25 protein-coding genes and 1 other annotated feature are annotated in these 23912 nt (G+C 42.3%); of the genes, 14 read left to right on the top strand and 11 right to left on the bottom strand.

Annotated elements, in window-relative coordinates:
* Nucleotides 1-17 precede the first annotated feature (17 nt).
* Nucleotides 18-1049: a glucose-1-phosphate thymidylyltransferase gene (locus tag NST85_RS23990; protein WP_341190610.1), complete on the top strand. Its 1032-nt coding sequence runs from the start codon at nt 18-20 to the stop codon at nt 1047-1049.
* Between the two features lie 65 nt (nt 1050-1114).
* Here the strand turns inward: NST85_RS23990 and NST85_RS23985 are convergent, their stop codons facing one another.
* A complete protein-coding gene (locus NST85_RS23985) occupies nt 1115-1555 on the bottom strand; it encodes a hypothetical protein (protein WP_341190609.1) in 441 nt (146 codons plus the stop codon).
* A 268-nt stretch (nt 1556-1823) separates the two neighbouring features.
* Here NST85_RS23985 and NST85_RS23980 point away from each other — a divergent pair, with 268 nt between their 5' ends.
* From NST85_RS23980 to NST85_RS23960, 5 genes are read left to right on the top strand one after another with little or no spacing between them, the layout of a single operon-like run.
* Nucleotides 1824-2090 carry a hypothetical protein gene (locus NST85_RS23980; RefSeq protein WP_341190608.1) on the top strand — a complete coding sequence of 89 codons (267 nt, stop codon included), beginning with the start codon at nt 1824-1826 and terminating at the stop codon, nt 2088-2090.
* 14 nt (nt 2091-2104) lie between these two features.
* Nucleotides 2105-3379, top strand: coding sequence for a glycosyltransferase (locus tag NST85_RS23975; RefSeq protein WP_341190607.1), 1275 nt, complete (start codon nt 2105-2107; stop codon nt 3377-3379).
* 20 nt (nt 3380-3399) lie between these two features.
* Nucleotides 3400-4425, top strand: a complete 1026-nt coding sequence (locus NST85_RS23970; protein WP_341190606.1) for a glycosyltransferase — start codon at nt 3400-3402, stop codon at nt 4423-4425.
* Nucleotides 4426-4455: 30 nt separating this feature from the next.
* Nucleotides 4456-5589: a DegT/DnrJ/EryC1/StrS family aminotransferase gene (locus NST85_RS23965; protein WP_341190605.1), complete on the top strand. Its 1134-nt coding sequence runs from the start codon at nt 4456-4458 to the stop codon at nt 5587-5589.
* A complete protein-coding gene (locus NST85_RS23960; protein WP_341190604.1) occupies nt 5586-6761 on the top strand; it encodes an ATP-grasp domain-containing protein in 1176 nt (391 codons plus the stop codon). Before NST85_RS23965 ends, NST85_RS23960 begins: the two co-directional genes overlap by 4 nt.
* A 140-nt stretch (nt 6762-6901) precedes the next feature.
* Here the strand turns inward: NST85_RS23960 and NST85_RS23955 are convergent, their stop codons facing one another.
* The 3 genes from NST85_RS23955 to ylbJ form a co-directional block, all read right to left on the bottom strand.
* Nucleotides 6902-8383: a S41 family peptidase gene (locus NST85_RS23955; protein WP_341190603.1), complete on the bottom strand. Its 1482-nt coding sequence runs from the start codon at nt 8381-8383 to the stop codon at nt 6902-6904.
* 127 nt (nt 8384-8510) lie between these two features.
* Nucleotides 8511-9314, bottom strand: coding sequence for an NAD kinase (locus tag NST85_RS23950; protein ID WP_341190602.1), 804 nt, complete (start codon nt 9312-9314; stop codon nt 8511-8513).
* A gap of 67 nt (nt 9315-9381) precedes the next feature.
* Nucleotides 9382-10635 carry a sporulation integral membrane protein YlbJ gene (gene ylbJ / locus NST85_RS23945; protein WP_341190601.1) on the bottom strand — a complete coding sequence of 418 codons (1254 nt, stop codon included), beginning with the start codon at nt 10633-10635 and terminating at the stop codon, nt 9382-9384.
* 417 nt (nt 10636-11052) lie between these two features.
* Here ylbJ and NST85_RS23940 point away from each other — a divergent pair, with 417 nt between their 5' ends.
* Nucleotides 11053-11784 carry a DUF2225 domain-containing protein gene (locus tag NST85_RS23940; protein ID WP_341190600.1) on the top strand — a complete coding sequence of 244 codons (732 nt, stop codon included), beginning with the start codon at nt 11053-11055 and terminating at the stop codon, nt 11782-11784.
* 85 nt (nt 11785-11869) lie between these two features.
* Here NST85_RS23940 and NST85_RS23935 read toward each other — a convergent pair whose 3' ends face one another.
* Both NST85_RS23935 and NST85_RS23930 read right to left on the bottom strand, forming a co-directional pair.
* The gene (locus NST85_RS23935) at nt 11870-12103 is read right to left on the bottom strand and encodes a hypothetical protein (protein ID WP_341190599.1); all 234 of its coding nucleotides are present in this window, start codon (nt 12101-12103) and stop codon (nt 11870-11872) included.
* Complete coding sequence (locus NST85_RS23930) at nt 12100-12273, bottom strand: YycC family protein (RefSeq protein ID WP_341190598.1); 174 nt, start codon at nt 12271-12273, stop codon at nt 12100-12102. Before NST85_RS23930 ends, NST85_RS23935 begins: the two co-directional genes overlap by 4 nt.
* Before the next feature lie 106 nt (nt 12274-12379).
* On the opposite strand from NST85_RS23930, the gene NST85_RS23925 reads away from it, so the two are divergent.
* Nucleotides 12380-14182, top strand: a complete 1803-nt coding sequence (locus tag NST85_RS23925; RefSeq protein ID WP_341190597.1) for a M3 family oligoendopeptidase — start codon at nt 12380-12382, stop codon at nt 14180-14182.
* Nucleotides 14183-14436: 254 nt separating this feature from the next.
* Nucleotides 14437-14862 carry an O-methyltransferase gene (locus tag NST85_RS23920; RefSeq protein ID WP_341191159.1) on the top strand — a complete coding sequence of 142 codons (426 nt, stop codon included), beginning with the start codon at nt 14437-14439 and terminating at the stop codon, nt 14860-14862.
* Nucleotides 14863-14957: 95 nt separating this feature from the next.
* Here the strand turns inward: NST85_RS23920 and NST85_RS23915 are convergent, their stop codons facing one another.
* Together NST85_RS23915 and NST85_RS23910 are read right to left on the bottom strand one after the other, a co-directional pair.
* On the bottom strand, nt 14958-15173 hold the full coding sequence (locus NST85_RS23915) for an alpha/beta-type small acid-soluble spore protein (protein WP_127190318.1): 216 nt from the start codon (nt 15171-15173) through the stop codon (nt 14958-14960).
* Between the two features lie 174 nt (nt 15174-15347).
* A complete protein-coding gene (locus NST85_RS23910; protein WP_341190596.1) occupies nt 15348-16322 on the bottom strand; it encodes an aldose 1-epimerase in 975 nt (324 codons plus the stop codon).
* 140 nt (nt 16323-16462) lie between these two features.
* Nucleotides 16463-16707: a binding site (T-box leader), on the top strand.
* 73 nt (nt 16708-16780) lie between these two features.
* On the opposite strand from NST85_RS23910, the gene trpS reads away from it, so the two are divergent.
* The 3 genes from trpS to NST85_RS23895 all read left to right on the top strand — a co-directional run bounded on the left by trpS (nt 16781) and on the right by NST85_RS23895 (nt 19675).
* Nucleotides 16781-17764, top strand: coding sequence for a tryptophan--tRNA ligase (gene trpS / locus NST85_RS23905; protein WP_341190595.1), 984 nt, complete (start codon nt 16781-16783; stop codon nt 17762-17764).
* A 218-nt stretch (nt 17765-17982) separates the two neighbouring features.
* Nucleotides 17983-18921: a heme o synthase gene (cyoE, locus tag NST85_RS23900; RefSeq protein WP_341190594.1), complete on the top strand. Its 939-nt coding sequence runs from the start codon at nt 17983-17985 to the stop codon at nt 18919-18921.
* Nucleotides 18922-19075: 154 nt separating this feature from the next.
* Entirely contained in the window at nt 19076-19675 is a 600-nt protein-coding gene (locus tag NST85_RS23895; RefSeq protein ID WP_341190593.1) for an SCO family protein, read from the top strand.
* Between the two features lie 15 nt (nt 19676-19690).
* On the opposite strand, the gene NST85_RS23890 is transcribed toward NST85_RS23895, so the two are convergent.
* From NST85_RS23890 to NST85_RS23880, 3 genes are all read right to left on the bottom strand, one after another.
* Nucleotides 19691-20041, bottom strand: a complete 351-nt coding sequence (locus tag NST85_RS23890) for a toprim domain-containing protein (RefSeq protein WP_341190592.1) — start codon at nt 20039-20041, stop codon at nt 19691-19693.
* A 148-nt stretch (nt 20042-20189) separates the two neighbouring features.
* Nucleotides 20190-20294, bottom strand: coding sequence for a YjcZ family sporulation protein (locus tag NST85_RS23885; RefSeq protein ID WP_211350027.1), 105 nt, complete (start codon nt 20292-20294; stop codon nt 20190-20192).
* A gap of 174 nt (nt 20295-20468) precedes the next feature.
* Nucleotides 20469-21638: an MFS transporter gene (locus tag NST85_RS23880; protein WP_341190591.1), complete on the bottom strand. Its 1170-nt coding sequence runs from the start codon at nt 21636-21638 to the stop codon at nt 20469-20471.
* 577 nt (nt 21639-22215) lie between these two features.
* Between NST85_RS23880 and NST85_RS23875 the strand changes: the two genes are divergently transcribed.
* Both NST85_RS23875 and NST85_RS23870 read left to right on the top strand, forming a co-directional pair.
* Complete coding sequence (locus tag NST85_RS23875; RefSeq protein WP_246053944.1) at nt 22216-22665, top strand: hypothetical protein; 450 nt, start codon at nt 22216-22218, stop codon at nt 22663-22665.
* A 47-nt stretch (nt 22666-22712) separates the two neighbouring features.
* Nucleotides 22713-23867 (top strand): transglutaminase domain-containing protein, encoded by a 1155-nt coding sequence (locus NST85_RS23870; RefSeq protein WP_341190590.1) that lies wholly within the window; start codon nt 22713-22715, stop codon nt 23865-23867.
* Nucleotides 23868-23912 lie beyond the last annotated feature (45 nt).

Raw genomic sequence — 23912 nt, 5'->3', positions numbered from 1 at the left:
GTTAGGAGGCAATCTTCATGAAAGGACTGATCCTATGTGCAGGTAAAGGCACAAGGCTCCAACCTTTTTCTTATACACAACCTAAATCCATGATACCTGTAGTAAATAAGCCTGTTTTGGAATATTGTATCGAAAGCCTCACTAAGCAAGGAATAAATGAGATTGGTATCGCGATTAATCAGTCTCAGCAAGTTATTATTGACCAAGTCGGAAATGGACATAAATATGGAGCGAATGTGCAGTACATTTATCAAACGGAACAGAAAGGAATTGCCCATGCTGTTAAACAAGCTGAACAATTTTTGGGCGAAGAACCTTTTATCTTACTATTAGGTGATAATCTCATAGCGGAGGATTTGAAAGTACTAATTGATACCTACAACAACAATAATAGCCATGGTAGTATGATGCTGGCCTCCGTCCCTAATCCTCAGGACTATGGTATCGTGGAGATAAAAGAAGAACAAATTATTAGTCTAGTGGAAAAACCTAAAAATCCCAAAAGCAATTTAGCTATTATTGGAGTGTATCTTCTAGATTCCTCAATTTTTGAAGCGATTAATAACATTCAAATGTCTCTTAGAGGTGAGTACGAAATAACGGATGCGATCCAATGGCTATTAGATCATGGCAAATCGATATCGTATACGATTACAAATAGTTTATTCTCTGATGTAGGAACAGTGGATCGCTGGCTAGAGGCGAATGAATGGATGATGAATCGGAAGTGGAATAACCAAATCAAGATTGGCAAACCGACCATACTAGAAAATTGTATTATTAAGGGACCGGTAATCATTGGGGATAATTGTACAATAATCAATGCTGAAATTGGCCCCTTCGTATGTATTGGTAATGAATGTAGGATAGAAAATTGTCAGATGGATAACAGTGTTCTATTGGAAAAAGTCGTAATAAAGAATCTGAAATATCCTGTTTCCAAAAGTGTATTTGGCAAAGAGGTTTATATTAATGGCGATGATCAGAATATGATTACAAATCTCAATTTCGTATTAGGTGATAAATCTAAAATTAATAGTGGGAATTAAAACAAATGGTGGTGCAGAGGTCATTCCTGCATCACCATTTTCAATTTTGATCATTAAGCTATTTTTCAGTTACTACTATATTTAAAATTACCATAATCGATGACAATAATCCGATTGTGATGGGGCGAAAAGGCCAAATTTCTTCTTCTGAGACCTCGCGGCTTAACTCCTTCTTTGCTAAACCTTTTTTTCAACCGAGATAGTTTCTTCTCATCATCTTCCGTTAGCGAAACCATGGGCTGCATTTTTTTCATTACAATCCATCCATTACCGTATTCTATGACAGGGCAAAGGTATTTTCGTAGTTTACGAGAGCATTTGTCATAAAGCTGGTATTCGGTTAGATTGCTAGCCAATCCCTTTTTGGAAAGGGCAACTTTGACTACGTGGCCATTGCCAAGATTATATACAACCCTAGTATTTCCTGAACCAATCACTTGATAATTTAAATGTAAAGCGCTTATTGCTGCATCTTTCTTCTTTGATGATGACCTCAGATGATTCATCTTTGAAATCCACTTATAAATAGATTGTATGTCATGATCGGATAACATTTTACTCTGGTCATTGGTTGATTAACCTGGTTCAATGCATATCACCTCTCCTTTAATACAGCTCATACAATATATGTGGTGGAAGAAGGACATGCAATAGACGATGAAACAGCCCTAAGGAATATTAGTCCCTAGGTACGAATGCCGTTACAGTTAAACAATCGCTACATAAAATGGGGGTAATAGTCTTCTATAATTATTCATTCAGGAGGAGCGATAGATGATTAAACGTAAAAAGAAGCGGATTGCATCGTCCAACTTGAAAGGAAAGACGATAAGCGGTAGAAAGACGATAAGAAAAACTGGAGCCTATAAAACGATTAAAAAAGTGACAAGAAGAGGGAAGGAAATAAGGGGAAAAGGTCTTAGAAGAACTACCAGAGGATCCTACAATAAAGCTTATGATACTGGTTTCGACGAAACTTACAACGAAGGATTTAACGTCGGTTATGCCGAGGGAATAAATGCAGGCCATCAGGAAGCATAAAGGAAGGAGGATACATGGTGACTGTGAGAAAAAAACATAGATCTAGGAAAGTTAGGAAGCATCGCATTGTTTATCTAAGCGCCAATAAGCAGGGGCGTATCGACGGTTTTCAAAGGGGAAAAGCGGACGGTTTTGCACAAGGGCGTGCAAACGCTATAAAAGTACCAAAAAATAATGTGGCCGTTGCCGAACCTGAACATTCGGCTACTTTTGTACAATGGCGTGCGGACGCTATAAAAATACTGGAGACTACCGTGGCCGTCGCCGAACCTGAACATCCTGCTGTAGATGTTCTTGTCATCACAGCAAGTATCATTCCATCGCTTGAAATCTGTGTCCTTCAACCCTTTAGTGCCCTGAGTAAACGTGAGAATTTGCAGTACATTGTGAAGTTAGAACATGAGGTTAGCAAAGAAATGATTGCAGCAGCGAATACGATAGTGTTTGTACGCAATGTCGAACCGACAGCCTATACGCTCCTCGAGTGGGCACATGAGCTTAAGAAGAGAACGGTATATGTAATCGATGACAATTTTTTAGAGATTAAGCATACCACGGCAGTTGGTCTATATTATTCCGATCCAGTACTACGGGAGACATTTATCAAGTTTTTGAGAAATGCGCAGATTATTAAAGTGGATGCCCCGGATTTCGCTACCTATATTCGTGATAAATACAATAAAAATGTCATTTATTTTCCGGCTAGTGTGGATTTTGACTGGCTTGACCAACAGAAAAGACGTGACAGGGACCACGAGCAAATTGTAATCGGGTATGAAGGAGGCGAAAAAGAGGAGGATTTTGCTCCAGTAATCCCGGCTCTGAATAAGGTTCTCGATTACTATGGTGGGTTTGTTAGACTAGAATTTTTAGGTTATGTTCCCGCTGCATTAGCCGATCATCCGAGCGTTAAACATGAAGAGGGAGGTATTGAGTATAAAACCTTCATTCACAAACTGAATCAAAGTAATTGGGATATCGGAATTGCTCCTCTTGCTAACAATTCATTCAATATGTGTAAAACAAATAACAAACTTCGGGAATACGGGGCATGCCGAATTCCTGGGATTTATTCCGATTCCTCAGTGTATACCTCTTGGGTCACTCAGGGGGAAACAGGATATCTTGTTCCGCATACAGAGGAAGGTTGGTATGAGGGAATCAAGGAAATGATTGAGAATCCATCGATGCGGTATCGCATTAAGGGAAATGCGGAAACTGCGGCAAGACAAAACTTTTCGCTGGACACATGTTTGGATAACTGGAAGAGATTCATATTTAATACGTAGGCTGGAGGGGAGAACGGACAATGGGTAAAAGAGGTGATATTAACGTACTTATCATCGGCACGGATAAAATCGCATCTTATAAAATCGGCATAGAGCAACCATTGCGCCATCTGGAGAAAGCTGGAGTATGTCGCTTTGAAGTCAGATCCGATGGGGATGTGCCCTTATCAAAGCTTGCTGCAGCGGATATCGTTATCTTTTTCCGCACGGTGGATCTCGAAGCGTATAAATGTCTGGAGATGGCTCGTGAGATGGGCAAAAAGACGGTGTATGTCATCGACGATCATTTTTTAGCCTTGTCACCTGCTTCTGAATTGGGAAAGTACTACCAAGATTCGACCAAAAGAACAACGTATGTCAAGTTTCTGAAAAACGTACACATTGTTAAAGTTGCCTCCGGATTTTTTGCCAATCATCTCAAGACACATTTTAATCCAAATAAAATAGTATATTTCCCGGGAAGTGTCGATTTTTCCGTATTTTCCGGATTGGAAAAGAAAAAAGAGAATGCAGATAAGATTGTAATTGGTTATGAGGGCGGAAAGAAGCAGGTAGCCTTTGAACCGGTTAGTAAGGCTCTCATGAAAATTATTAGGAAATATGGAGACAAAATCAGAATTGAGTTTTTCGGAAATGCCCCAGAAGAACTTAAAGGGAAACCTCAAGTGTTTTTTGATCAGCGGAATGAGGAGTATAAATCATTTTTGAAACGGCTTTACCAATCGAAGTGGGATATCGGCTTAGCTCCACTTGAGCGATCACTGATGCACGATTGTAAAAGCAATAATAAGTTTCGCGAATATGCTGCTTGCAGTATACCGGGTATCTATTCCTCAGCTCCGCCTTACATGGACTGGGTCAAGAACAAAGAAACCGGTCTTCTTGTCTCTCGGACGGTAGATGGTTGGTATTCGGCAATGGTTGAATTAATTGAACAACCTGAACTGCGGAAGAAAATCGTAGAGAATGCGGGAAAAAAGGCAAGGGAGAATTTTGAAGTGGACGTTTGTGCTGAACGCTGGCGCACACAAATCTTTATGTCTTAACTATATGGGGCAATGAAAGGAGAAGTTCACTTGGAGCATAAATTGATACCTGTTCTGCAACCATGTATTGGCCAAGAGGAAATCGATGCGGTAACAGAAGTTTTGCGATCAGGTTGGCTCGGCCTTGGACCTAAGACAGAGCAATTTGAACAAAAATTTGCCGGATATGCAGGTAGTCGTTTTGCGGTTGCGCTTAATTCTGGAACAGCTGCGCTGCATTTAGCGTTGGAAATATTGGGGATAGGACCGGGGGACGAGGTAATTGTACCTTCAATGACTTTTATTTCTACCGTCCACGCCGTTAGTTATGTAGGTGCTACACCGGTGTTTGCCGATATTGAAGAAGATTCGATGAATATATCTGTAGCAGACATAGAAAGTAAGATTACGGATAAAACGAAGGCGATCATTGTTGTTCATATGGGTGGCCATCCTTGTGATATGGATGCTGTGCATGAACTTGCTCTATCGAAAGGAATCAAAGTGGTAGAAGATGCTGCGCATGCTAGCGGCGCTGAATACAAAGGTAGACGAATCGGATCGATTAGTGAAATGACTTGTTTCAGTTTTCATGCGGTCAAAAACCTAACTAGCGGTGAAGGCGGAGCGATCACATGTAATGCAGAGTGGATGAACCGAAGGCTGCGCGAGAAACGGTGGGTTGGTATATCCCGCGATACTTGGATGCGTTCGGCTCAAGAAAAAGTTTACGCTTGGCAGTATTTCGTTGATCAAGTTGGTTACAAATACCATATGAATGATTTACAGGCGGCGATTGGCCTCGTTCAGTTGAAGAAGCTAGACCAATTGAACGGAAGACGCAGGGAAATCGCTGAACGGTACCAAGCAGAGTTGAAGGACTTACAGTGGATGGAGTTGCCACAGGAAAAGCCTTATGCAAAAAGCTCATGGCACTTATTTCAAATTAAATTTAACGAAGAAAACCTGAGAGACCGCATGATTACTCATTTGCAAGAACATAACATCGCAACAGGCGTTCACTACTATCCTTGTCATCTTCATCCTTGCTACATTCATTTAAAAGCGATAGTTCCGCGCTCCTCAGAAATCTGGAAAAGAATTCTTACCCTTCCTATTCACCCTAATATAACGGATGAGGACCTTGACCGAATCATTTATCGTATAAGAGAGTTCAAGCCATGAGAAAGCTGATGATTTTGGGTGCTGGAATCTCTCAAGTCCCATTAATCAAAACAGCAAAAGAGATGGGCTTGTATGTCGTTCTATTAAGTCGTCAGGGTAATTACCCAGGTTTTTCTTTGGCTGACAAGGTCTATTATGAAGATACAACGGATGTGGATAAAATAGTAGAAATTGCCCAGATCGAACAAATTGATGGAATATGTACGACAGGTACTGATGTAGCAGTTAAGTCGATTGGTAAAGTAGTAGATGTACTTGGGCTGAGTGGACTAAGTTACGAGTCTAGTCAGCTATCAACGAACAAATGGGAAATGAAAAAGGCTTTTATGGATCATGGTGTAAGAACGTCAAAATTTATTAAGGTAGAAAGTAAGGAGGAGGCGTATCGTGCTTTTGAAGTATTATCCCCCCCTCTCATCTTTAAAGCGTTAGATAGCGGAGCCAGCAGGGGGATTGTGAAAGTGGCTGATGCTTCACAAGCAGATTATGCATTTGAAGAAGTCAGGAAAGTTACAAAACTGGATTATTTTATTGCTGAGGAATTTATCGAAGGAACAGAGTTTGGTGCGCAAGCTTTCGTGTATGATAATGAAATTCAATTTATAATGCCACATGGTGACACGATGTTCTATGGAGATGCGGGGGTGCCAATTGGTCATTATGTACCATATTATTTATCGCATGAAGTGGTAGAAGATATTCATAACCAGATAGAGCAGAGCATCCGGGCGTTATGTTTAAATAACTGTGCGATAAATGCGGATTTCATCTTAAAAGATCAAAAGGTATATGTTCTTGAAATCGGAGGTAGAGCGGGAGCGACATGCCTGCCCGAACTTGTATCCACCTTTTACGGATTCAATTATTATGAACAAATGATTAAGGCTGCTCTTCATATGGACCCTGTATTCCATAAGCATACTTCTCAGCCTTGTGCATGCGAACTACTAATTGCTGAGAAGAGTGGTGAGATTGTAAAACTGGAGAATGGGAACGAGAGTCATGAGGATATCATACAAATATCTTTTGATTATGAAATAGGGGAAACCATTTCAAAATTTAAGGTTGGTACGGACCGGATAGGGCAGATCATCGTCAAGGGGGCCCATTTGGAAGAAGTACTGAAACGGCTAGAAAAAGTCATGGAGAATATTAAAGTTACTGTAAGGTAGGAGATGATGTGCACTCCTTAACTTATTGAGAATGTATCATGCTATAGATTGATTACATCGAGAATAGAGCATAACGTAAACTAAACAAGCTGATTCCTGTTGTATACAGGAACCAGCTTGTTTCCTAGTTCTTTGTTCATTTATTTGGCAGCGATGTTCAAGACACCTTGTTGATAATCCCACTTTATTGTCGGGAATTTCTTCCGGAAGTCGTGTAGTTCAACATAGGTTTCGTTATTGACGATTTTGATACTGGAAGCAGCTTTGGTAAATCCCGCCTTAACTCCGTTAATGTCAGTCACTGTGAGTTTTTGATTCTCTTTACTCCAGGTGACATTGCCACGTACCAGCGAAGTTAGCAATCGAGATGGGGCATACACTTTACTACCATTTTGAATCACATCAATATACCCACTGAAAGATACACCGTTAATACTTAAGGATGAACGGCTACCGCTGACCTCTATTTGACGAAGTCCTGCTTTATATAAACCAGTAATGAGTTGGGCTGCATCGTTATTGGTAACTTCAATGTCCGGTTTCAACCCAATATGGTTAAAGTCCTCCTTTTTCGGAGTTAAATAGTGTTCGACGGTTAATTTTAAGGAACTCCCATTTGATAATGAAAAAACATTTTGGATGCGGGCCTTACCATAGGTTTGTGCTCCAATGACTGTAGCGACACCATTATCACGAAGTGCTCCGGTTAATATTTCAGAAGCGCTGGCAGTTAACTCATTGGTCAGTATGACAACAGGCATTCCGATATCCTCACCATCTTTAATTAGGACAGGTTCTAATTGATTGCTTTGATCTGCGGTGTACATTAAGATACCGTCTTTGATGAAATGCTTGGCAATTTTCGCGGCCGCATCGACATAACCGCCAAGATTGTCACGTAAATCGAGAACCAGTGACCTCATCCCTGCTGTACGAAGACTATTCAGAGCAGTCACAAATTCCTTATCCGCTGATTCAGAGAATGAAGCAATTGCGATATAGCCGATCTTGCTGGAGTCGATAAAGTGGCTAGTGACCGAAGGGAGAACAAAACTTGCTCTTGTGATAGGAAAGGTCAACGCTTTACCGCTGCGAATGACGGTAATAACGACTTCGGTATTTTCTTCACCCTGTATTAGTAAAATGTCTTCACCTGAAGTGACAGGTTGACTTCCAACCCTCACGATAACATCGCCTTGACGTAGACCAGCGTTTTGAGCCGGAGACCCTGCGAGTACATCCGTGATATATAACTTTTCATCAGTAAAACGTAGCGTTACACCGATACCCACGTATTGTTGATTCATTCCGTTCATGAAATCTTGAAGTTCTTCTTTGGTGTAATAATCGCTGTAAGGGTCGTCGAGTGCGTAGACCATGCCTCTTATGGCATTCTCAATAAAGTCTTCTCTTTCAACTCCTTCGATGTTGTAAGCATTTAAATAATTCAATACTTCCTGAATAATTGCTAGATCAGAAGACTCATTCGTCTCTGTAGTATCAGAAGAAATAGAATTAGTAACAGTGGTTACTGATGCTGCACCTGCTGTATGTGGTAGCCCAATCAGAGAAATTGCTAAAAGTGAGATAAGAGCAACATGCCGTAATTTTTTGATAATCATTTGATGACCATCCTTTCTATGAATAAGATTTACTAGATACATGAATGAAAAAATCACAGAGGAAGGCGGATGACTCCTTCGGAGATCATCCGCCTTTAAGATGGGAATAGAGATGAACAATACCTCTTTACCCCAAGAATGCATTCCGCACACGAGTCCAGAAAGGGAAGGGTCGGTAGCGGACGAAGCTAACCTTCTGTTTGGCAACTTGGCAACGAACCGAAATCAAATCGTTGATAGGCATACTGACATGATCAATGGTAAGCATCAGGTTCTGTTCTTTGCGAGAGTAGATATCGCAATGATGATGGGCTGGTAGCACTAGAGAAGAACCCATTGTACGGAATACCCGATTATTAATCGATGCAATTTCTGATATTTGTAGAGCTTCGATGGAAGGGTGAATGATGGCACCACCAAGACTTTTGTTATATGCCGTACTACCCGATGGAGTAGAGACACAAATTCCATCACCCCGAAACATTTCGAACATTTGGTCATTAATATCTATCTCTGCCATGACCGTTCCATCTACACTTTTCAAAGTGAACTCATTCAAGCAAATGATAGAGGATGTTCCTGATCTTTTAACGATTTCTAGTTCGATCAGTGGGTATTGTACAATCCTTGGCTGTAAGTTCCCTAGCCCGCCTTGATTGCCCATAAGACGAACTAGCTCCGGGATCTCATCACTTTTCCAATCGGCGTAGAAACCTAGATGCCCAGTATGTACACCAACAAATGCGATGGAAGGAATGCGATCGATAAACGTATGAAAAGCGTGAAGCATCGTGCCATCTCCTCCGATGGAAATCACGATATCGGGTGACTCTGCATCAAGTTGCAAACCATACTCCGGTGCCAATCTATGGAACGTCTCGCATAAATCAACGGACAGTTGATCTCCACGATCAAGAACGTAATATCTCAAGATGACAAGCTCCTTTAATTTTCCTTTTGTAAAGATCATAAACAATTCTCAAACAGAACACAACGGTTCATTTTCGGTAACCCCCCTTGGTTTTTGTTGATATGAGATTCTTGCGAATGATTACTGTTAGAACAGACAAAATAAGAAGTGTGGATATGATTTTAAGGAATAGCAGGAAAGCACTGGGGAAACCGCCCCATCCTATAGGTCCTACGACTCCCTCGATTGAAAATAGTGGAGATAGTACCGGAAGAGTACCCATGACAGGTTGCCAGAGTAGTAACACGAAGATGGCGGCCAAAATGGCATGGAGTAGGCGAGCTATTAAAAAAGGAAGGTATCGGAGATCGGCTCCGTTCAAAATGCTGGCTACCTGGGCATGAACAGACAGACCTCCCCACGATAGAATGAAGGCCGCAGCCGAAGCTTTAAATATGAGAGGCACAGAGGCTGGAGCTGCGGCTGCCTTGGCTCCAAGTGTAACCTCAAATAGTCCGCCGAGTAAGGGCTCCGCTAATGCAGGTGGAAGACCCGCGAAAGGGAGTAGAGATCTCACACCTGAGTACAATGTGGTCATTACCCCGGAGGCGGTTAATACTTCGAGAACAACAGAGAAGAATACTACGAGACCGCCGACTACAGCCATGAGTTGTAGGGAGGATGTCACGGCTTGTTGTAGTAATTCACCTAGACCCCGTCCGTCTTTCATGCGGGCTTCGTGCATAGCACTAAGCGCCCCCCGTATACTAAATCGCTGCTTATGATTTGCCACGGAGACGATGGGGGAATGTTCCTTATCATTACTTTTTGTACCATAAAATCTCATCATTAACCCGAGTAGTATTGCACTTCCGTAGTGTGCAAGGGCTAATATTCCAGCTAATTGCGGATTGCCGAAAAAACCAACGGATACTGCGCCGATCAGAAAAATGGGATCGGATGAGGTTGTAAATGCGACAAGTCGTTCTCCCTCAACTTGGGTAATAAGTTTCTGTAGGCGCAATTGGGTAGCTAGCTTAGCGCTAACCGGATATCCTGATGCAAAGCCCATAGCGGCTACAAAGCCACCACTGCCAGGTATGCGGAACAAGGGTTTCATAAGTGGATCAAGCAATTTTCCTAAGAAATGGACGATACCAAACCCAAGCATGACTTCAGAAATTACGAAGAAGGGGAACAGGGATGGAAACAACACGTCCCACCAAATAGCCAGACCCCGTACGCCCGCTTCCCAAGAGGAATCGGGATAAGACAACATAAGCACTCCCAGAGCCAAAACGGCAATGAGTAAGAGCAAGAAAGCCCAGCGCTTAATCTTCATGTTAATCCCTCCACTTTGAAGTCAATAATGAAGTGTATGTAGGTAGTAGGACAAACAGCACAAAAAAATAAAGTAAGCGGTTTCAAAAAAGACTGATTTCTTGAACCTTTTGTGATAGAATATGACTAAAGGATCATTGACTTCGAAAATATAATGAATTGTGGATGGAGTGATTTGTTATGAGTTTTGTTGCAGGTGTTCTTGTATGCGTCTTTGTATACGTCATTCGTGCATCTCTCGTCCATTCGGGTGAAGAGGATTGGCGTAGTTATTAGTCATAAATATCTATACGTAAAAGCTCCTTTAGGAGCTTTTATTTTTTTTGGTATGGTATAATATGAGATATGAATGCACAATTATTTTGGAAGTTATAAATACATCACAGTAGCACATCATCGACGTGCCCATTTGTGGCATATGGAAAGGAAACGACAAATGGAACTAGAAAAAAAAGAACTAGAGCCTCTTTATAAGATTAAAGTAACATGTATATATTGCGAGAATGAATTCTTAACTTCCAGAGTTCGGCCTAGTTTCAAACGTGCGATTCGCAACGATTCTGACTTTTGTAGCTACTATAAGCGGGAAAATCCTGACTTTTATGTAGTACGAATCTGCCCTGCTTGTGGATTTGCTTCTACGGAAAACTCAATGGATCGGTTATCTGATATTCAACGTAAGAAGTTTCAAGATGCCATTGCAAGTCGTTTTGTGAAGAAGGATTACGGAGGACAACGTGATTGGGAAGCGGCACTAGAATCATATAAGTTTGGATTGCTGTGTGCTCAAACCATTGGTGAGAAAGAGCGGATGATTGCAAGTCTACTGCATCATATTGCTTGGTTGTATCGCTATAAGGAGAACAACGAACAAGAACAGCGGTTCCTGAAATATTCAATGGAGTCTTACATACGGGTTTATGAAAATGAAGGCGTTAGTGGTTCAGATGCCAGGCTTATGTATTTGATTGGTGAATTGAACCGTCGAATTGGTAATTATAATGATGCGGTTAAATGGTTCTCGCGGGTCATTAATGACAAGAAAATTGTAGATGCGGCTATGATTCGAGCGTCGCGGGAACAATGGAAGCTCCTACGTGAAGAAATGATGAACGGTGGGCACGAACTGCCGGAGGAAATGCAGAATTAATGTTTTGCCTCATCAATCATGCCAGGGTATGACAATGAGACCGTTCTCTGATGAGAACGGTCTCATTGTAGCCACTTTGACATAACTATCTACGGATTATCGTGTTAGTCAATAAATAATCATTGTCACTGTCCAGAATAATAAGCTTGTTTCTGCAACACGGAAATACGAGTAACTTCTTCTTGCCTTCTTGGACGCTCTTTACTTCACTGGGTTTCATAGGGAGTAGTACATTATCAATGCCACAAAAGGGGCACTTTTGCGCAAACACGTCGCCCAGGATGATGTCGTAAGGCAGTGACTTATTGAAAGGAATCATGACGAGTGATCCGGATCAGTGGACGAGGGAGAAGCGGCTTCCTCTTTGGCTAATTCTGCGATTTTTTGCAGCAAAATATGCTGTGGCATATGCATGAGTTGTTCAAGCGGCACATTTAATTTGGCAGCTAACTTAACAGCGGTATCCGCTGATATTTGCAGTGGTCTCATATGATGAAGATCCCTCCTAATCAATTTGGTAACTACAACCTCTTATAGTTATACACTTATAGGTCGGTGTACATCAATACTAAAGGACAAGAAAGGATGATTTAGCTTGACACATCTATCTCTACCAATTAACCCCACATGGGAATTAGACTCTATTTTCCCTGGAGGTTCGGCATCTAAAGAATTGCATACTTTTCTTGAAAAACTGGAAGAGGATATTGCCGTTCTAAATAATCATATTAACGATAAGAATGCTCCGCAATCCACTGAAGAAACAATTTTATACGATGTTATTATCGAGGGTTTACAGAGTGCTCTTTCAAGAATATCTGAAGTCAGTAGCTTTACAGCTTGTTTGACTGCTCAGAATCAGAAGGATAAAAAAGCGGTACAACTCACTGGTAAAGTTACTTCGTTATACGCTCGGTTAGAGAATGTGATGACATTGTTTCAGAACGTTCTGCGGAATACAGATAATGAAGTATGGGAAGCTTGGATCGCACGAGATGAGATATCACCTATTTCATTTGTGCTTAGCGAGAAGCGTAGTGCAGCACAGGAGAAATTATCCCCTGAACTTGAAAGCCTTGCTTCCGATTTAGCAGTTGATGGTTATCATGGATGGGGACAACATTATGATACGATTGTTGCTAAAGTAGGTATTCCTCATTGTGATGAGAATGGGGAGATTACGATGCTCTCCGTAGGTCAGGCGGCGAACAAACTAGACGATCCAGATCGAGCAGTTCGGGAGGAAACATTCGTCAACTGGGAGAAAGCCTGGGGCGAGGCTGCCGATTATTGTGCGGACACGCTGAATCGTCTTGCTGGTTTCCGGCTGAAGCTGTATGAGAGACGTGGATGGGATGATGTTCTGAAGGAACCGCTTGCCATCAATCGGATGTCTCGGGAAACCCTTGATTCGATGTGGAAAGTCATTGAAGAGAGCAAACCCGTATTTGTGACTTATCTGGAACGTAAAGCAAAACTTCTTGGTTTGGAACGATTGAATTGGTGTGATGTGGATGCTCCCCTCGGAGATTCCGCTGGAAAAATCACCTACGATCAAGCTGCACAGGACATTGTAGAACAATTTAGGAACTTTAGTCCTAAATTAGCAGACTTTTCAGTTGAAGCATTTAATAATCGCTGGATCGAAGCTGAGGATCGTCCAGGGAAACGTCCAGGCGGATTCTGTACCTCGTTGCCAGCAAGCAAACAGACACGTGTATTTATGACCTTTGGAGGGACCGTTTCCAACCTTTCAACCTTGGCCCACGAGCTTGGTCATGCTTATCATCAACATCTAATGGAGGATTTACCGCAATTCAATCAGGGTTATGCGATGAATGTAGCGGAGACAGCCTCAACTTTTGCTGAAATGATCTTAGCAGATGCGCTCGTCAAGAATGCGGCTACTAAGGAAGAAAAAATAGGTCTCTTGGCTGATAAAGCTCAGCGGAGTATCGCCTTTTTCATGAATATTCATGCCCGGTTCTTGTTTGAAACTTCCTTCTATGAGAAACGCAAGCAAGGTACTTTAGATGCGGTCGAGCTATCTGCTTTGATGGAGCAAGCTCAGAAGGAAGCATTTCATGGAGCACTCGGCAGCTATCACCCAAATTTCTGGGCATCGAAGTTACATTTTTATATTACGGATGTCCCATTTTACAATTTCCCTTATACCTTTGGTTATATGTTCAGTACCGGCATTTACGCTCAGGCGCAGCGTGAAGGTGCAACATTTGCAGAGAAGTATGATGCACTGCTGAGGGACACAGGTGTAATGACAGTTGAAGAACTTGCTACTAAACACCTAGGTGTTGATTTAACAAAACCCGATTTCTGGCGCGAAGCGATGTCTTTAGCGATTGCAGACGTGGAAGCGTTCCTTGAATTAACGAACTAACGAGGCTAATACGAGCAGATCCGTTAAATGAGGGATCTGCTTTCTTTTTTTCTTCACATAAAGTATTGAAAAAGCATGTCGCAATTTCAAGGAAATTGACGAATGATAAGAGATAATGAATTCTATATATTATATTTATAGGAATATATAACCAATTTTGTTGTTTGTTGTTGAAGGGTATATAATATTGGAATATAATGAGACATAAGCCCTATAAATAGGCAATCATATTATAATATGGAAGGAGGGTGGATATTCTGCAAACCGATCAACTTTCACTCGCCAGACAACTTGACATGGTGTTTAGAGAACTAGATACGGAACTCTCCGCAATGACCTCAGGAATTATTTTCATTCAAATTCGCAATAATGCTATTGGGAAATTTGGCATCCGCCATAATCCGATTGCTGGCCGAAATGGTCGTCTGACGGAAGAGAATAAAGGATTGACAGTAGTTCAACTACAGTCATTCCGAGCTATGGCGATTGAAGCATTGAAATTCAAACGGTACTGGACTCATGGGGAAATTAGCTATGAATTTGCACTACGTCAAGAGATGATAGTCGTCGATGCCATAATGGAGTCTAACTACAATATGGCTAATTTGATGATACATCGCTACGCCAGAAAAGAATCTTCCACTACATACCAAGACTATAACGCAGATATGACTTCATAAGTGAAAATAATAACATAGTAAATTTACAGAGAGACAAAAACAGGCGATCTGCATACGCAGACCGCCTGTTGTCCTATTGGTTGAGAAAGAGAATACTATTGACGACCCGACAATTGCTGTTCTGCCAATTGAACCAGACGTTTAGTAATGTAACCCCCTAGGGAGCCAGTTTCGCGAGAAGTGTAGTTCCCGTAGTAACCGTCTGCTGGAATTTGAACGCCCAATTCTTGAGCTGCTTCAATTTTTAGCTGTTGTAGTGCAGCAGTCGCTTGAGGTACAACAAGATTGTTAGAGCGGTTTTGACCTGCCATGTATCTCACCTCCTTCGGCCTTTATGAATGTTAGTATGGTTTTCGAGCTCTAAAATATGCAGATGAACTCTCAAATATAGTAGTGGTAATTCTTGTATTTTATATTGAGTCAAATGAGTCAAAAAAAAGAGCCGCCTCACTGGAGGTGAGGAGCTCTTCTTCGAAAGATCATATTTAAGTAGCGGATGGATGAATTAAGTCAAGATTGACGTTTAGTTCAATGGTTTGGCCAGGTTGAATTTCTATTAGGCCAGTTGTTTCATTAGGCAAATTACAATTTGGTGCATTAGGCAGCCAGGTGTAAGGTTCTATGCACAGAAATTGATCTGCTTCACCTTTAGTATATAGAACCCAATGCTTGAAGTATGTTGGGTCAGCTGTGTAACGTAGACCATAACCGTCTTCACGTGTTAAGAGAGCTTCGACAGGAAGATCGCCAATCTGAAGGAGCGTATCGAAATTTGTTCCTCTCAAATTTAGTCCTTCGTTCAATTGCTCTAATTCTCCGAGAGGGGAGATCCCTCCAGTTGGTAGTAACTCATCGTCCAATTGATAAATCCCAGAACAAGGAAGCTGTAACTTCCATTTCTCAGGTTCACCATTGATAAGGAACCAGGTGTGAAGTCCTAATCCGAATGGAGCAGCATTTTGTCCTAACGAAGTAATCTTAAATGTTTGTTTTAGAGAAGCTCCCTGCAAGCGTAACGTCATTTCTAACTTGAGTGGGACAGGATATTGCCTTATCCAATTCGGATCGCTCGAAGTTATAAATTCTGTCGTCACGGCACAACCGTCTTCATCTTCTTCAATGTCGCTAACACACCATGCTTGTGTACGATGCAACCCATGAATATGGTTGTCATTCGCCGTGTTACGGTCAAATTGGTATTCCTGACCGTCATGAATGAAATGACCTTTGCTTATTCGTCCCGGAGGAATCAGTAGTGGAATTCCAAAATGGTAAGGCTTCTGTAGGTAGAAATCAAGATCGCTCTCTTCCGGGCGGCGCAGCACATCTCGCTGCTGAACATGATCCCACAAGCTAATTACACTATTGCCGAGGCGGGGTAGCAGCGTGACATCAAGTTCGCGGCTATGTAAGATGTACGTGTCGTAACCGTTCCATTGCCCTTTGGTCACTTTTTTCATATCGGTACTCCTTTTCCCACATAATAATCTAATCAATTAGTTAAGCTAAGACCTATCATAACACTTTTTCTCTTGGACGAAAAACAGATTTGACATTGTACACAAATCACACTTATGATAAGACCTATAAATCATTATAACTGAACGCGATGATGGGGATAAGTAGGCAATGTGGATTTTCTTCAGAAATCCGGTGGATGATGCGAACCGGAGAAACCACTATGTTGAATGGACCCCAGAGTGCTGAGCAGAAATGAAGGTATCCTTCAAAATATGCCTGCCGGGAGTTCCCCGTTATGGAACAATAAAGGCCTTATGATCTTGATTTTTTTGTTGTCCTGATCTCTGGCGAATAAGGGTGGCACCACGGTCTCACGTCCCTTGCGGACTGTGGGCTTTTTTGTGTTTTGATTTTGATATACATGAAAATGAATTAATCTTTGAGGAGGACGAATAATATGAAAAAAGTACTATCCGGCATCCAGCCCAGCGGGAAATTAACACTTGGAAATTATATTGGGGCTATGAAAAATTTCGTGGCTTTACAGCATGAATATGCTTGTAATTTTATGGTGGTTGATCTTCACGCCATTACTGTACCTCAGGAGCCAGCTGCCCTGAGAGAACAATCTGAAATGGTAGCTGCGCTTTACGTTGCAGCTGGAATTGATCCGAATAAAGCTAATATTTTCATGCAATCGCATGTTCCACAGCACGCACAACTCGGATGGTTGCTGACAACGCTTGTTTCCATGGGAGAATTGGAGCGAATGACCCAGTTCAAAGATAAATCTGAGGGTAAAGAATCAGTTGGGGCTGGTTTGTTTGTATATCCGGCTCTTATGGTCGCAGATATTCTACTCTATAATGCGGATCTTGTTCCTGTTGGTGAAGACCAGAAGCAGCATTTAGAACTCACTCGCGATATTGCGGGTCGGTTTAACAGTCGCTTTGGTGAGTATTTCACTATTCCTGATCCGTATATTCCGGAAGTAGGAGCACGTATTATGTCATTGGATGACGCCTCTAAGAAAATGAGTAAAAGTAATCCAAATGCGGGCAGTCTCATTGCGCTACTAGATGCACCGGATGTTATCCGCAAGAAAATTAGCCGGGCAACAACCGATTCGGGTAGTGAAGTGAAATACGATCCGGCGAATAAGCCTGAAGTGAGTAATTTAATTACTATATATAGTCAATGTGCAGGGATATCGATCCCTGAAGTGGAGGCGCGCTACGAAGGACTAATGTATGGGCCTTTCAAGAAAGATCTAGCAGAAGCTGTTGTCGGATTGCTTGAACCGATGCAGCAGCGCTATTACGACATAAGGGAGTCTGGTGAACTTCGTAACATTTTGGCTCAAGGGGCAGAAAGAGCAGCCGAAACAGCAGAACAGACCTTAAAAGATGTACACCGAATGATGGGGTTTTTGGAAAAATAGATTTTGTCCTTCTTTAACTGAAGGGGTAATATGAAGAAACTCGGGTAAAGTTTACCCGGGTTTTTACGTTGTTGTCACGGAATTGTCATAATAACTCAGGCGTTATTGGAGGATTTTTAAACACTTCGAGGGTTTGATATGATAAAGTTCATAGTAAGAGAATTATTTATGTTTTTCTCAAATTTTATATAAAGAATTGTTAGGAGGAATACTGACGCATGGATAAACACATAAGTTATCATGCTCCTGCGGATTCCGCTACCTTATCCGTGAGACCAACTCCTCCAGGAGAATCGGTGACTTGGAAGGATTTTGTTGTCTTAACGAAACCTGGGATTCTGCGTTCCAATATGATCGCGGTGTTTGCTGGATTCTGGTTAGCATCTCATTGGGATCTACAATATGGAAAACTTATTATGACACTGCTTGGGACGATGCTGGTTATGGCGTCTTCCTGTGTCTTCAATAATTATTTCGATCGTGAGTTAGACACTAAGATGGAGCGGACTAAGAATCGAGCCCTTCCTACAGGTAAAATGTCACCCAAAACAGTACTCTGGTATGCAGTTATTTTAGGAATCGCTGGATTGGCTGTTTTGTTTGGTTTTTCCGGTATTCTAGCAGGCTTGTTTGGAATAGTTGGCATGTTGGTATACGTAGTTGTGTACACTCTTTGGCTGAAACGGTCGTCGACTTGGAGTACTTCAGTTGGCGCAATATCAGGGGCTATGCCACCAGTAATCGGTTATGTTGCGGTGACAGGTACCGTTGATTTGGGAGCCATCTTACTCTTCGCCATGTTGTTCCTGTGGCAGCCACCTCATTTTTGGGCATTAGGAATTCGGCGTGTAGAAGAATATCGTGCAGCAGGTTATCCGCTCTTGCCCGTAGTAAAGGGGATTCCCAGAACTAAACTCCAAATGCTTCCTTATCTCGTATTGCTGATCCCAATTCCAATCTTAATGTATCTCTACGATTATACAGGAATGTGGTTCCTAGTTATTGGTGAGATTCTCTCCTTAGCATGGCTCTTTATGGCGCTCAAAGGAATTCGTTCCCAGGACAGTGATGCTTGGGCGAAGAAGGTATTTTTGTTCTCAATTAATTATTTGACGATCAATTTAATTGTGATCATTCTGGATACAGTACGGTTCTAGTTTTAACACCAGTTTCATACCCATAAAACCTCCCTTCTTAGGGACGACATCATGAGATGCACTTTACACATAGTTAATATTTTATGGAGAGTGCTTTTGCTTAAGCAATGCCCCTTTGGGATGAGTTGATGCCGAGAATAACGGAGGTCCGGGTATGATTTTACTTAAAAAGTATAAATGGACATGGATTCTATTAGCGCTATGTATCATCATGGCTGGATATTTGTTATGGGGTGCATGGTCTAAGCCCAAATTGCCAGTAATTCGGCCAGTGGAGAGTTTCTCCTTGGAGAATGTAGATGGCAAGAACGTTACACTAGAGGATACGAACGGAAAGGTAAGACTGTTCTATTTCTTTTTCTCGAAATGCAATGATGTCTGTCCTCTAACTACATTCAGGCTGAGTCAGGTGCAGGATGAATTGAAGAAGAAAGGTTTGTTTGCTAAGGATGCGACGATTGTCTCGATTTCGTTCGATCCGGAGCGTGATACTCGGGAGCAGATCAAGTCATTCGGGGACAAATTTGGAGCGGATTACTCCGGTTGGTATTTTCTCCGAGGAGATCAGCAGAAGGTTATGGATCTGGCGATGAACTCTTTTAAAATTCTAATCAATCAAGATCAGACTGGGAATTTTGTTCATATGGATCTCATCGGACTGGTAGATCGGGATGGTCAACTTCGTGAGATATACAGACCGGAAGTTACGGCTACAGAAATTGCTCAAGGTGTCGTGGATTTATCCAAGGAATAACAACATATACATGGACTATATTAAGTCGGGTGGAGGATACAGAATGTATGCCTCCAAACCGGCTTTTTCTAATTGTGCAATGATGTACTCATCGGGCGTCCCTTCGACACCGGCATATCCTTTTCGTGTATACATATGGATTGCATCAGGGAAGACCTCTCTTAAGATGCCGCGAATTCTTCTGCCAGAAGTGTCGTTATCCATAAATAGAAGTACCTCTTCTTCTCCCACCTGTTCCTGAAGGGATTCGAGTTTAGCGGCATTAAGAGTTCCAAAGGTACAGAGAATATTCACTTCATCCTCTTGGAGTAGGTGACGTAGCTTGATGCGGTCATTTTTACCTTCGACTATGATGTAGATGGGCAATGGTGATCACCTCAGTAGGGAGTTAACGTACCCTACTAGTGTATACTGCTTACCAATACTCATGCAAAATTCAATGAGAGAAGAACAAGCGGCCTACCACTGAAGGCAGACCGCATTTGATGCGCGTATCGCGTAGGCTAGGATGAAATTACAGTAGTAGAGGAGCACGAAGAACGATCACTAATAAAATATACAATACAAGGATCGTACCTGTTGTGGTCCAGATATTACAAGCTGAAACAACTGGAGCGATCGGACCAGGTCCACAATTTTCAAGATGGCTCATTTACGTTCACCCCTCTTTCTCATCGGGTCAGTGATTACAAGATATATTATGTAGGTTTTAGACGGGGTGCCCTGTACAATAGCCTAAAAATCCTGAAATAACAGATTGTCTTTTGGGATGTCAGTTCAATCTCACTAAAAGCTAAGTTATACTTGTTGGCGCGCTGATTGGAGTAGTAGGAACAACCGGTCTACGCACGGAAGGAACAAGGAGTAGTACAGACATAAGTAACAGAAATCCGACAAAGTAAGGTGAATAACTATCCCGAATCATCCCTGCAACAATCGGACCGATAAAGGATCCGATGGACATTGCGATCGACTGTAAAGAGAATACCGTGCCAAGTCGCTGTCCCCCACTCAAATCGATAAAGAGAGAAGCGATTGCAGGGAAGACGACACCTTTAGCCATTCCGAGGGCGAACAAGGATACCTCTAGTGGAATGGATGGTAATGCAGCTAGGGAGAAGAAAGATAAGGCGATCCCCAGAATGCCGTAATGTGCCCTTTTGTAAGGGGATAGGCGATTCAGAAATAACATAGAGAGAGTGACAAGAGCTCCCAAACTGATGATGGAGAAATACAGTCCCGTGTGCATAATTCCAGCCTTTCCTCCTGCTCGCATGGGTAGTTCAAAGAATAGGATTCCCTGTGAACATGCTACAGCTAAGGGAAGTAAATAAACTCGTAGCGGGATGATGTTTAGTTTCATGGGAACTTTCTGCTTTGGTGTGATTCCCGTTTCGATAAGGGAAGGCTTCGGTTTTCGGGATTCTTTGATTGTAAAGATAGCGATAATTCCAGTCGCGATTAACAACCAGCCTAGGGATTGAAAGGTTAGCTTGAATCCGACTTGGGCGACTAGGAAGGCACCTGCAGCTGGAGATACAACGGAAGCTAGAGTGTGCATAACTCCATGCCCAGCCATTAGTTTACCTTGCTGGGTCTGGTTTGTAGATAAGGAAGCAAGGAGAGCCAAACAGGCTGGTGATAGAAAGGCGAGTACAAAACCGCTGATTGAACGTAATGTAAGCAGTTGCCAAGGCTCTGTCACATGGGCTTGCAGCAGTAGGATGCACCCAGCGGTAATCATGCTAAAGATCATATAACCGCGGCTCCCGTGCCGGTCTACGCCTTGACCAGCGATCAAATTCCCTGGGAGATGAGTTAGTGCATAAATACCCATCATCCATCCGATGAACGTCGGTGCAGCACCTAGCGATAGAGCAAAAGGCGTTAGTATCGGATATTGGGCGTGGAGATCGAAGAAAGCCAGAAACATAAAAAAGTAAAGCCAAAAAGCCATTTTCATATCTTGCCCTCCTCACATAAGTCACTAATCTACTTGTACGTTTCTTGGGACGGACTTAGACCCCTTAAATCTTATGGAGGTTGTCCTTAATTTAGGGCTTTCTGCAAGAAATAGGGGTTAAGCTGACACATACTCGGGCCATCATGTATAATAAGAGAGGTTATTTAAAAAGTCAGCTTTTGATCACGAAGTAGCTCTGGATGTGGATTCGGCATCGAATCTTGAATTCAGCCGGGACTTCCGGTGCTCACGTAGGTTTTGCCTACGCTCCGCTCCTCATTCCCTAGCTTTATTCAACCTTCTTGGTGCTGAAAAGCTGACTTTTTAAATTCTTATTGTTTGGTCAGCTTTTGATCACGAAGTAGCTCTGGATGTGGATTCGGCATCGAATCTTGAATTCAGCCGGGACTTCCGGTGCTCACGTAGGTTTTGCCTACGCTCCGCTCCTCATTCCCTAGCTTTATTCAACCTTCTTGGTGCTGAAAAGCTGACTTTTTAAATTCTTATTGTTTGGTCAGTTTTTGATCACGAAAGATATACTAACCTGTTCTAATAAAATGATGTTTAGGAGTTGGATATGATGGATGTTCAAGTATGGATTGAGTTTCTAAAAGAGAACTGGTTGGTCATTGTTGTTGCATTGGTTGTCCTTTTCTTGATCTTGAATTTCGTGAAGACGGTCGTAAAATGGGCGCTTGTACTTGTCATTGCGGCGTTTATTATCATTTACAGTGGGCTTTCGTTGAAAGATCTGAGTAGTGCTGTATCGGTCGTGACGGAGCAGGCAACAAGCATTGGTAAAGACCAAGTGTTGAATGTCATGAAGAGTAGAGCCAAGGATGCCAAGTTTACCCAGAATAGCGACGGTACATTTATAATAACTATCTCGAACCCAGACGTAGAAGTAACCGGAACTATTGGTGGAGATAAAGTGAAAGTAGTGTCTCACGGGATTTCATTGGGAGAATGGACGGTAGACGATACTGTAGAAGCCTTCATTCAAGAGGCAACAAGGAATTCTAAATAGTTCAGGGCAGTTAGTCTTAACCTAAGTCATCTAGATAGGAGGCAGACATGACGGAAGCTTGGATTGCGAGTCTGCGTGAGTATAACCTGATTACTATATTGTTGATTATTATCTTATTGGGTTCTGCCCTTCAAGGCTTAATGCGAGGTGCTTCCCGATCTGCCGGAAGATTGTTTACACTCCTAAGTGGTGGGGTTCTGACCCTCCTCGGAATAGGGGTATCTATTCCATTCACTTTGTGGATCTCACCTTCTGTACAAACTTGGCTGTCTAATAGTCTGACGCTGCCCGAGCGGGACTTAGCTAAATGGGAGCAGGTATACTATACATTGGCAACAGCGGTAAGGGATTTTCCGTTGATGCGTTTTGCTGTGCTGTTTATTCTCAGTTATGTATTGTTCCGGTTCTTACTTGGGATGATCTTAGGATTTATTATTGGAGGAGGTTCGCTGTTTGGGAGGCGTTCTTTCAACGAGGAACGCTCAGCTTCCTTATTGGGGAGACTAGTTGGAGTGGGGATTGGTGTGATCATTGGCGTAGCTAGAAGCCTGGTTATCATTGCAATTTTGTTCATTGTGGTGACACTTTTCCCTTCCAGTAACTTCAGTCGTTATGTAGAGGCGTCACCCGTATATCAACAAGGAGCACGTAATGTAATTGAGCCACTTTCGGGCAATCTAATAAAAGAGAAACTTCCGGTATTTACTCGCAGTGTGGAAGTAGAACTTAATGGGATTTTGCAACGAAAATATGAAGTGATTGATGCCAATGTCCCTCAGAATATTGAACAAGCTGCTGCGAAAATCACTGAAGGGGCAGCGAGTGAAGAGGAGAAAGCCCGTCTTCTGTATGATTGGGTTGGATCACGCATTGTATATGATAATGATAAAGTTAAGGATTATGAAGAAAAGGGAATTTGGCATGAGCAGACACCGCAAATGACCTTCGATACGAAGCGTGGAGTGTGTATTGATTACTCTCGTCTGTATGCGATCATGGCTAGATCTCAGGGATTAGAGGTAAAAGTAGTAACCGGACTTGGGTACGATGGCCAGGGTGGTTACGGACCGCATGCTTGGAATGAAGTGTACATTCCAGAGAAAGAGAAATGGATTCCACTGGATTCCACTTGGGCTGGCAGTGGTGATTGGTTTGATTCTCCCGGTTTCAGCGAGACTCACGTCGCGGACAAGATCGTATAAAAGTCCAAATAGAGTGTAACTTCGCAAGACGTTAGTACGTTATGC

The organism is Paenibacillus sp. FSL K6-2524 (assembly GCF_038005525.1).
Taxonomy (GTDB): domain Bacteria; phylum Bacillota; class Bacilli; order Paenibacillales; family Paenibacillaceae; genus Fontibacillus; species Fontibacillus anaericanus.
Note: the sequence above shows the minus strand (reverse complement) of the source record. Positions and strands in the feature narration are given on the sequence as shown.

What these genes read in the sequence shown, in the direction of transcription:
- NST85_RS23970 (WP_341190606.1), top strand. Translation starts at nt 3,400, where the DNA reads ATGGGTAAAAGAGGTGATATTAACGTACTTATCATCGGCACGGATAAA.
- NST85_RS23940 (WP_341190600.1), top strand. Translation starts at nt 11,053, where the DNA reads ATGGAAAGGAAACGACAAATGGAACTAGAAAAAAAAGAACTAGAGCCT.
- NST85_RS23975 (WP_341190607.1), top strand. Translation starts at nt 2,105, where the DNA reads ATGGTGACTGTGAGAAAAAAACATAGATCTAGGAAAGTTAGGAAGCAT.
- NST85_RS23880 (WP_341190591.1), bottom strand. Translation starts at nt 21,638, where the DNA reads ATGAAAATGGCTTTTTGGCTTTACTTTTTTATGTTTCTGGCTTTCTTC.
- NST85_RS23875 (WP_246053944.1), top strand. Translation starts at nt 22,216, where the DNA reads ATGATGGATGTTCAAGTATGGATTGAGTTTCTAAAAGAGAACTGGTTG.
- ylbJ (WP_341190601.1), bottom strand. Translation starts at nt 10,635, where the DNA reads ATGAAGATTAAGCGCTGGGCTTTCTTGCTCTTACTCATTGCCGTTTTG.
- NST85_RS23930 (WP_341190598.1), bottom strand. Translation starts at nt 12,273, where the DNA reads ATGAGACCACTGCAAATATCAGCGGATACCGCTGTTAAGTTAGCTGCC.
- NST85_RS23955 (WP_341190603.1), bottom strand. Translation starts at nt 8,383, where the DNA reads ATGATTATCAAAAAATTACGGCATGTTGCTCTTATCTCACTTTTAGCA.
- NST85_RS23895 (WP_341190593.1), top strand. Translation starts at nt 19,076, where the DNA reads ATGATTTTACTTAAAAAGTATAAATGGACATGGATTCTATTAGCGCTA.
- NST85_RS23990 (WP_341190610.1), top strand. Translation starts at nt 18, where the DNA reads ATGAAAGGACTGATCCTATGTGCAGGTAAAGGCACAAGGCTCCAACCT.
- NST85_RS23870 (WP_341190590.1), top strand. Translation starts at nt 22,713, where the DNA reads ATGACGGAAGCTTGGATTGCGAGTCTGCGTGAGTATAACCTGATTACT.
- NST85_RS23960 (WP_341190604.1), top strand. Translation starts at nt 5,586, where the DNA reads ATGAGAAAGCTGATGATTTTGGGTGCTGGAATCTCTCAAGTCCCATTA.
- NST85_RS23910 (WP_341190596.1), bottom strand. Translation starts at nt 16,322, where the DNA reads ATGAAAAAAGTGACCAAAGGGCAATGGAACGGTTACGACACGTACATC.
- NST85_RS23935 (WP_341190599.1), bottom strand. Translation starts at nt 12,103, where the DNA reads ATGATTCCTTTCAATAAGTCACTGCCTTACGACATCATCCTGGGCGAC.
- NST85_RS23915 (WP_127190318.1), bottom strand. Translation starts at nt 15,173, where the DNA reads ATGGCAGGTCAAAACCGCTCTAACAATCTTGTTGTACCTCAAGCGACT.
- NST85_RS23985 (WP_341190609.1), bottom strand. Translation starts at nt 1,555, where the DNA reads ATGAATCATCTGAGGTCATCATCAAAGAAGAAAGATGCAGCAATAAGC.
- cyoE (WP_341190594.1), top strand. Translation starts at nt 17,983, where the DNA reads ATGGATAAACACATAAGTTATCATGCTCCTGCGGATTCCGCTACCTTA.
- trpS (WP_341190595.1), top strand. Translation starts at nt 16,781, where the DNA reads ATGAAAAAAGTACTATCCGGCATCCAGCCCAGCGGGAAATTAACACTT.
- NST85_RS23980 (WP_341190608.1), top strand. Translation starts at nt 1,824, where the DNA reads ATGATTAAACGTAAAAAGAAGCGGATTGCATCGTCCAACTTGAAAGGA.